Annotated in this window: 6 protein-coding genes and 1 pseudogene; 3 read left to right on the top strand and 4 right to left on the bottom strand. The window is 68.2% G+C overall.

The features are described from left to right. Positions 1 to 167, bottom strand: a pseudogene (locus ACK59X_RS32375) (IS256 family transposase); the annotation flags it as partial. Positions 168 to 962: 795 nt separating this feature from the next. Here ACK59X_RS32375 and ACK59X_RS32370 point away from each other — a divergent pair. Then, entirely contained in the window at positions 963 to 2,408 is a 1,446-nt protein-coding gene (locus ACK59X_RS32370; RefSeq protein ID WP_409963212.1) for a sensor histidine kinase, read from the top strand. A gap of 5 nt (positions 2,409 to 2,413) precedes the next feature. After that, entirely contained in the window at positions 2,414 to 3,427 is a 1,014-nt protein-coding gene (locus ACK59X_RS32365) for a tripartite tricarboxylate transporter substrate-binding protein (protein WP_409963210.1), read from the top strand. 102 nt (positions 3,428 to 3,529) lie between these two features. Here ACK59X_RS32365 and ACK59X_RS32360 read toward each other — a convergent pair whose 3' ends face one another. The 3 genes from ACK59X_RS32360 to ACK59X_RS32350 form a co-directional block, all read right to left on the bottom strand. After that, positions 3,530 to 4,510 (bottom strand): FHA domain-containing protein, encoded by a 981-nt coding sequence (locus ACK59X_RS32360; protein ID WP_409963208.1) that lies wholly within the window; start codon positions 4,508 to 4,510, stop codon positions 3,530 to 3,532. Beyond that, positions 4,507 to 5,913 (bottom strand): serine protease, encoded by a 1,407-nt coding sequence (locus ACK59X_RS32355; protein ID WP_409963206.1) that lies wholly within the window; start codon positions 5,911 to 5,913, stop codon positions 4,507 to 4,509. The genes ACK59X_RS32360 and ACK59X_RS32355 overlap by 4 nt, the downstream gene beginning before the upstream one ends. A gap of 135 nt (positions 5,914 to 6,048) precedes the next feature. Beyond that, entirely contained in the window at positions 6,049 to 6,351 is a 303-nt protein-coding gene (locus ACK59X_RS32350) for a hypothetical protein (RefSeq protein WP_409963204.1), read from the bottom strand. Between the two features lie 543 nt (positions 6,352 to 6,894). Between ACK59X_RS32350 and ACK59X_RS32345 the strand changes: the two genes are divergently transcribed. Beyond that, a complete protein-coding gene (locus tag ACK59X_RS32345) occupies positions 6,895 to 7,431 on the top strand; it encodes a hypothetical protein (RefSeq protein WP_409963202.1) in 537 nt (178 codons plus the stop codon). The last annotated feature ends 199 nt before the right edge of the window (positions 7,432 to 7,630 follow it).

Raw genomic sequence — 7,630 nt, 5'->3', positions numbered from 1 at the left:
AACTCAGCCCCCAGCGCCCGCTCGATCAAGGCTTTCTTGAAGGCCATGGAGGCGGCGTTGATGGCCTCGGCGGTCATTGCCCCCTGGCCGAACTGATCAAGGATCTCTTTGGGGATGGACGGTAGCGCTGGCGCTACCCTCGTGGGCTTGTTCAACTTGCTTGGCATACATGCTCCTGTCGTCATGCTATGCCCTGAACACAAAATTTCTGACAGTCTCTTCTTTTGCGTCGCCAAAAGAAAGAAGGCAAAGAAAAGGCGACCCCGCTGCCCGTGTCCCTTCGCTTCGCTACGGGCAACCTGCGATGCTCGGTCCTGGGGTGCACCGCGGAACTCGCTGCGTTCGCCCTGCGGGCGAACTCCGCTCAAACATCTGCGGTGAGTCAGACAACGATGCGCGTGTCCTTCGGCACGCGCTCACCCCAGGCGCTGCGCTTCTCGGCACGGTCAGAAGGGGTGGGGATCGGGCCCCACACGGGCCATTGCTTCGCTCGGCCCGGTCTGCCGTCGCTGCGCTCGGCCTGGGCAGGGCGGCTGCGCCGCCCGTCGGCAGCGCGCAGCGCGTAACCGACACCCGGCGTAGCTGCGCATGCAGCAGCCGGGTGGTACCCGCTCCCCACCCCTTCTGGCTGCGCCGAGAAGCGCAGGAGCTGGGGTGGGCGTGTGTGCCGAAGGACACACACGCTTCGTCGTCTGGCTCGTCGATGCTGTTTGAGCGGAGTTCGAAGAACGCAGCGAGTTCATCGACGCCCACCCCAGTTCCGAGCATCGCAGGCTGTCCCCATCGCCCTTCGGGCGATGGGGGACGCAGACTGGGGGTCGCCTTTTCTTTGCCCACTTTCTTTTGGCGAAGCAAAAGAAAGTGGGTGCGCCGCCGGGCGCACATCCCGGCTCCCGCCCACTGCAAAGGCACGGAGCAACCATTCATAGAGCCATCCTCCAAACCATCGAGGTGCCACTGAGATGGCGCCCACAATACCGTCCAGCACAGGTCCCGGCAGTCCCTGGGCCAGACTGCGCCGCACCAGCCTCTGGCGCCTCCTGGCCCTCCTCCTCCCCGTCCTTGCCCTGGTCACCTGCGTGGAACTGTGGATGACCAGGCACGACGCCCTCGAAGCCGCCAACGCCGCCTACGACCGCTCATTGCTCGGCGCTCTCAAGTCCATAGACGCCAACATCTCCACAGCCTCCGGCGGCCTCTCGGCAGAACTCCCCTACACCATGCTCGAATTCTTCGAGCTCACCGCCAGCGGCCACGTGTACTTCCGCGTGGCGTCTTCCGACGGCCTGGTGGAGCTGGGCAACGCCGACCTGCCCCTGCCGCCCGGCCCGCTGGAGCCCGGCGTGCCACGCTTCTACGATGCGGAGTATTTCGGTGAATCGGTGCGCCTGGCCGCCTACCGGCGCAAGGTCGATGCCAACGACACCGCCGTGCCCGCCACGGCCGACGGACAACCCGGCAGCGTGCTCGTGCAGGTGGCCGAGAGCACGCAGTCGCGCCAGGAGTTCACGCGCCGCTTCGTGCAGCGCGCCGCCCTGCGCGATGGCCTGGTGCTGGCGCTCATGGTGCTGGGCGCAGCTGCCACGCTGGCCGTCGCATTGCGGCCCCTGTCGCGCCTGGCGCGCGGCGTGCAGGAACGCAGCCCCGACGACATGACGCCGATTGCCGACACCGACCTGCCCGCCGACATCCGCCCGCTGGTGGCCGCCGTCAACGAACAGATGGCACGCACCCAGGCCCTGGTGGCGCAGCAGCGGCAGTTTTTGGACGATGCCTCGCACCAGTTGCGCACGCACCTGACCACGCTGCAGATGCAGATCGACTACGCCCGCCGCGAGCCCGACCCCGCCCAGGTGCAGGATGCGCTGGCCGCCATCGGCGGCGAGATCGCGCGCGCCACGCGCAGCACGCAGCAGCTGCTGGCCCTGGGGCGCAGCGACACGGCCGCGGTGGAGTACGCGCCCTTCGACCTGGCCGCGCTGCTGCGCACAGTGGCGCTGGAGCTGCTGCCGCAGGCGCGCGCCAAGCAGATCGACTTCGGCATCCACACACCCGCCCCGGAGTTCATGGCCGTGGCCGACAGCGGCCTGCTGCGCGAGGCCGTCACCAACCTGGCGGCCAATGCCATCGCCTACACGCCCGCGCACGGCACCATCACCCTGTCGGCCGCCGGCGACGCCCTGGGCTGGAGCGTCAACGTCGAGGACAACGGCCCCGGCATGGCGCCCGAAGAGCGCGCCGCACTGGGCCAGCGCTACCGGCGCGGCTCGCAGGCGGCGGCCGGCGGCTCGGGCCTGGGGCTGGCGATTGCGCGCTCCATCGCCGAGCGGCACCGCGGCGCACTGCGGCTGGAGGCGCGCCCCGAGGGACCGGGCCTGCTGGCGATATTCTGGTGGCCCAAGCCATGATGCCCATGCCCTTCCCAACCCATTGCTCGCGCCGCCATGCCCTGGCAGCCCTGCTCGGCAGCCTGGCCTGTGGTGTGCACACCGCGGCGCAGGCCGATGCCAGCACCGAGCCCGCGGAATGCATCGCTCCCTCCAAACCCGGCGGCGGCTTCGGGCTGACCTGCGGGCTCGCAGCCGACGCGATCCTCGCCGTGCGCCCGGGCCGCACGCCGCTGCCCACGCGCTTCCTGCCCGGCGGCATCGGTGCCGTGGCCTTCGACCAGGTGGCCACGGGGCGGCTGGGCGGGCCGGGCACGCTGGTGGCGTTCTCCAGCGGCTCGCTGCTCAACATCGCACAGGGCCGCTTCGGCCCGCACCCGGTGAGTGCCCTGCGCTTCATCGCCACGCTGGGCACCGACTACGGCGTGATCGCCGTGCACCGCGACGCGCCTTACCAGAACCTGGCACAGGTGCTGGCGGCGCTGAAGCGCGACTCGGCCCGCGTGGTGTTCGGCGCGGGCGGCACCATCGGCAGCCAGGACTGGATCAAGGCCGCACAGCTGGTGCGCGCTGCAGGGCAGGACCACAAGAAGATGCGCTTCGTCGCCTTCGAGGGCGGCGGCGAGGCACTCAAGGCGCTGCGCGGCGGGCACCTCGACATCTTCACCGGCGACGCGGCCGAAGCCATGCAGGCCGCCGCGCAGGGCCTGCCCCTGCGCATCCTGGCCGTGCTGGCGCCGCAGCGCCTGCAGGGCCAGCTCGCCGGCCTGCCCACCGCACGCGAGCAGGGCATCGACCTGACCTGGCCCACCGTGCGCGGCGTGTACATGGCCGCCACCACCCCCGACACCGCGGTGCGCGCATGGACCAGCGCCTTCGAGCAGGCCCTGGCCGCCCCGGGCTATACCGCCCTGTGCAGCCGCTACGGCCTGTACCCCTTTGCGCTCACCGGCGCGGCGCTGGAGGACTTCGTGCAGCGCAGCCTGCAGGACTACCGGCGCATGGCCCAGGACCTGGGGCTGCGCACCTGGCCCCGCTGATCCGTCGTTCCGCCGGCAGGGCTGGCGGCGTCTTGTCGTACCACCCGTACTGCCTGCGACGCAGCCTGGCCAGAACCGCTTCGCTGAATTCTTTACCCGCTCTTATTCGTCCTCACCCTGACCATCATCACGCAGCCGGCGATCCAGCTTGCCACGCAGCGACCCGGTGTCTTTCAGGAACTCGTCCACGGGCACGGCAGGGGCCACGCGCAGGCCTGGCGGGAACAGGCTGCTCATGTACAGCTTGTTCGACAGGCGCATGTTGTTCAGCCACTGCGCACCCAGCCACGATGGCAATCCCACTGCCACCAGCGCAGCCAGCGCCCAGGCCAGACCCACGCGGCGGCGCGGCAGCACCGTGGACAGGTGGGCATACAAGGCCCCCGCCAGCACCAGTGCCACCAGCACACTGGCAAACCGCGAAAAGGATTCCAACGAGAAGGTGAACGCCACGAAGTTCGCCACCAGGTGCACCGCATCCACCGCCAAGGCGGCCGTGCAGGCGATGCGCACATGGCGCCAGAACCGAAGCTGGCCGCCGAACACCTTGCTGGCCACTGCCCATGCGCCCGACCAGACGCCCAGGCTGGCCAGCAAACCAAGCAACATGCCGGGAACAGCCTTCAGATACTGCGAGGCGTCTCGGGCCTCCAGCCACGCCGACCCCAATGCCGCCGCCAGCACCAGCACCATGAGCGCTGCCGTGGTGGCCACCGTGCTCCACGGAAACCGTGGCAGCGCCTGTTCGTCGGCGATGGGGGCATCGGCCAGGCGCAGCGCGACGTGGGTGTGGCCCAGGTCGATGGGGGTGTCGCCCGGCCAGTCGAAGCGCTCGCCCTGGGCATAGTGCCTGCGCAGCAGGCGCACGCCATTGCGGGTGTGCAGCACCTCCACCTGCACCGCGCGCGGGGCATCTTCCTGGCGGTCGATGCGCAGGTGCGTGGGCGCGACGAAGGGATCGTCCAGCACCAGGTCGCAGTCCAGGCCCCTGCCCACCGTCACAGGCCAGCGGGTGATGGGGGCGCGTGCCAGCAGCGCGCCGTGGCGGTCGAAGGCTTCGATGAGGCCGAGGGTGGGCATCATGGTGCGGCTTCCCAGCGAAACGCCTTGAGGTAGTGGCTGGCCAGCTTCATGCCGTTGTCAAAAGCAATGCCTTGCACATCCAGGCGGCCCAGGATGCCTTGCGTGGGCTGGTTGACCGAGGCTGTGAGCACGGTCATGTTGTACAGGCCGGGCAGCTTGCGGTAGGCCGACATGCAGACCACCGCCCGCAGCGGCAGGCTGCCGGAGTCCACGAAACGCTCGCTGCATTCAACGGCTGTCTGGTGGCGGTTGCCACGCGTCTGGAAGCGCTCGTTGGCAAAGCTTTGCGAGAACACCCGGGCAAAACGCGCCGCGCCCAAGGTGGGGGCGTTGTAGGCCTCATAGGCCAGGCCCACGGTGCCGGTGCTGTAGTCGCCGGCCACGACATCGCTGTCGGCCTGGCACTGCGTGCGCTCCAGGTTCAAGCCCGGAAAGTTCGGGTCGCGCCCCGATCCCCAGCACCGCGCCAGCGCGTCGTCGGGCACCGGCACCCGGTAGTTGCCGTGGCGTTGCTCACGAAACGGTGCTTTCAGAAACCGCTCGGTCAGCACCTGCTGGTGGCCTGTCAGTTGCCTTGTCACTTCGGCGTAAGCGGGCTGTGTGATGGGCTCTGCGCTGGCCGCGCGCTGCACCAGCGCCTGGGCAAACTCGGCAGGGATCAGGAAGCTGACCTGCTCGCCATCGAGCCGCTTGGCGACGTTGACGCCCAGCACCCGCCCCGCATCGTCCACCGAAGGGCCGCCGCTCATGCCGGGGTTGAGCGTGCCGCCAAAGAAAATCCGCGGGTAGAAACTGCGCCGCACCAGCCCGTTGTAGGTGCCCTCCGTGACGGCAAAGCCGATGTCCAGCGGGTTGCCCAGCGAGTAGATGCGCTCGCCCTGTGCCAGTGCCTCTGCGGCGGGCCGAAAGCCCAGCACCGGCGCCGCTGCGGTGCGGGCCTTGGCACGCAGCACCGCCAGGTCGCGCTGCACGTCGAACGCCAGCAGCTCGACCTCGCCCTCCTGCCCCTCCATCGTGACGTACACGCCGCGGTAACGCTCGGGCTCCAGCGCCAGCTGGCTGGCCACATGGAAGTTGGTGACGATCAGGCCGTCCGCAGAGACAAAAAAGCCCGAGCCGATCGACGCCTGGGTATCGGCATTGCGCAGCAGCGTGCGGATCTGCACCAGTTTGTCGCGCGACAGCTCATAGATGCGCCGGGCATCGCGGGACAGGGGCGCCGCGGGCACAGCAGCGGCACCGGACGCCGCCGATGCGGCCGCACTGCGGTCCACCGGCTCGGCGCCCGCTGCAGCGGGTGGCAGCGCTTGGGATGCCGGTGCCGCAGGCGATGCCGCGCTGGCAGTCGCAGCCACGGCCGTGGGGGCCGCCGCAGGGCGGGGTGCAATCTGGGCGTGGGCCACAGCGCAGGCCAGAACAAGAAGGGGAACCGCGGCAAGCCGTAGCGGGCAGGTCAAAAGAAGAGGCATCGTGGCATTCTATGAACGCTCTGCACCGCACCCCGTGCTGTAGGGGCAGCGCACCGACACCATGCCCCCTCACGGGCCCAGCAATCTGGCACTCACCTCGGCGGCATCGGGCGTATCGAACTGCATGTTGTGCTGGTCCGTCAGCGGGCCATGGCCCGGCTCCATGCCGCCGGCAGCGTCGTAGCCCATGGCCTTGAACTTCCATGTGCCGCCCACCTTTTTGAGCGAGCCCACATGCGCGCCCGTGGCCGTGTGCACGGCCACCACGGTGGCGTTGACGGGCAACAACTGCAAAGGGCCCGCCACGGGGCCGGGCGGCACGTGGGAGAAGGTGGGTTGGAAGACTGGCGGTTGGGACGGACTCTGGAGCATGGTGGTGTTTGTATCTCAAAGCGCGCACCTCCCACCTGCAACCAGGGATGCCGCATTCGAGCAGGCGCCGGCCCCACGCGTTGACACGAGAGGCACACACAGTCGCCATTTGCGTGAACTACTGCGCACTTACCAAAGAGTAAAAGTCTGCAACGGCGCTGTAAAACGCCCCTGCGTGTGGATACTGGCGGCTCTACAAAAAAGCTGGCACAACGAGGAGGGAGGCTTCGGTCTAAGAACGTGTTTACGATCTCTACGGGGTCGCTCAAGTCCCTTGGCGGGATGGGATGCAAGGCGCGGTGCGCAGTTGATAGCTCGGCTATCAACAAGCGCCGCAACGCCGCAGACCGCCCGGCAAGGCACTTGCCCGAAGGGTTGGGGCGAAATCGGGCGATTGGACGCCCCGGCTGCTTGCATGGGCACGAGCCCATGCGGCGCACCCGAAGCATCCACTCATCCCGATTGCGCCCCAACGCGACCCCGTAGAGATCGTAAACACGTTCTAAACGCCCCGCCTGATCGCTCGTGACGTGCCCGACCGCCATGAAAAACTGGATTCTCACCCTGTGCCTGGCCGCCGTGACATCGGCCCTGGCACCCACCGCCGCCAGCGCGGCCACGTTCACGATTCCCGATGCGGGCGTGTCCTTCAATGCGCCCGAGGGCTTCACCCAGCTCACGGCCGAGGAGATCGGCAGCAAATACCCGTCCAACCGCGCGCCCAACTTCGTGGTGGGCAATGCCCGGCGCACCACCACCATCGCCTTTGACCTCAAGCCCCAGGGCCTGCCCAAAGACAAGCTGCCCCAGGCCAAGGCCTCGTTCGAGACCCTTTTCGACCGCATCATCCCCGGCATCGAGTGGAAGGAGAAAAAACTCCTGGACATGCGAGGCCAGCAGTGGATCTACTTCGAGATGACCTCGCGCGCAATCGATACCGACATCTACAACATCATGATGGTCACCCCCCACCGGGGCAAGATGCTGGTGTTCAACTTCAACTCCACCAAGGGCGAATTCCCAGCCGTGGAGAAAGAGCTGAGAAAGAGCCTGGAGACGATTGCGGTGGCGGGCGAATAGCCCAGCAGGCGGGCGTTTATCCTACCCACAACCTGCTGGCAAGGCGGCATAGTCGTGCGTTCATCGGTCCATGGCGGCCGGGGAGAGCAACGATGACGACGAATGCAGATTCCGCGTTGAAGCCAGCCGCGCAACTGGCTGAGAAAGCCAAGACCCCCTTCCCCGGCGCCTCGGCCGAGTACGAGGCCGCGCGCCAGGC

It is taken from the genome of Acidovorax sp. (assembly GCF_046339755.1).
Taxonomy (GTDB): Bacteria; Pseudomonadota; Gammaproteobacteria; order Burkholderiales; family Burkholderiaceae_C; genus Acidovorax.
This window is presented reverse-complemented; position numbering and strand designations above follow the sequence as displayed.

What these genes read in the sequence shown, in the direction of transcription:
- ACK59X_RS32360 (WP_409963208.1), bottom strand. Translation starts at nt 4,510, where the DNA reads ATGATGCCCACCCTCGGCCTCATCGAAGCCTTCGACCGCCACGGCGCG.
- ACK59X_RS32370 (WP_409963212.1), top strand. Translation starts at nt 963, where the DNA reads ATGGCGCCCACAATACCGTCCAGCACAGGTCCCGGCAGTCCCTGGGCC.
- ACK59X_RS32350 (WP_409963204.1), bottom strand. Translation starts at nt 6,351, where the DNA reads ATGCTCCAGAGTCCGTCCCAACCGCCAGTCTTCCAACCCACCTTCTCC.
- ACK59X_RS32365 (WP_409963210.1), top strand. Translation starts at nt 2,414, where the DNA reads ATGCCCTTCCCAACCCATTGCTCGCGCCGCCATGCCCTGGCAGCCCTG.
- ACK59X_RS32345 (WP_409963202.1), top strand. Translation starts at nt 6,895, where the DNA reads ATGAAAAACTGGATTCTCACCCTGTGCCTGGCCGCCGTGACATCGGCC.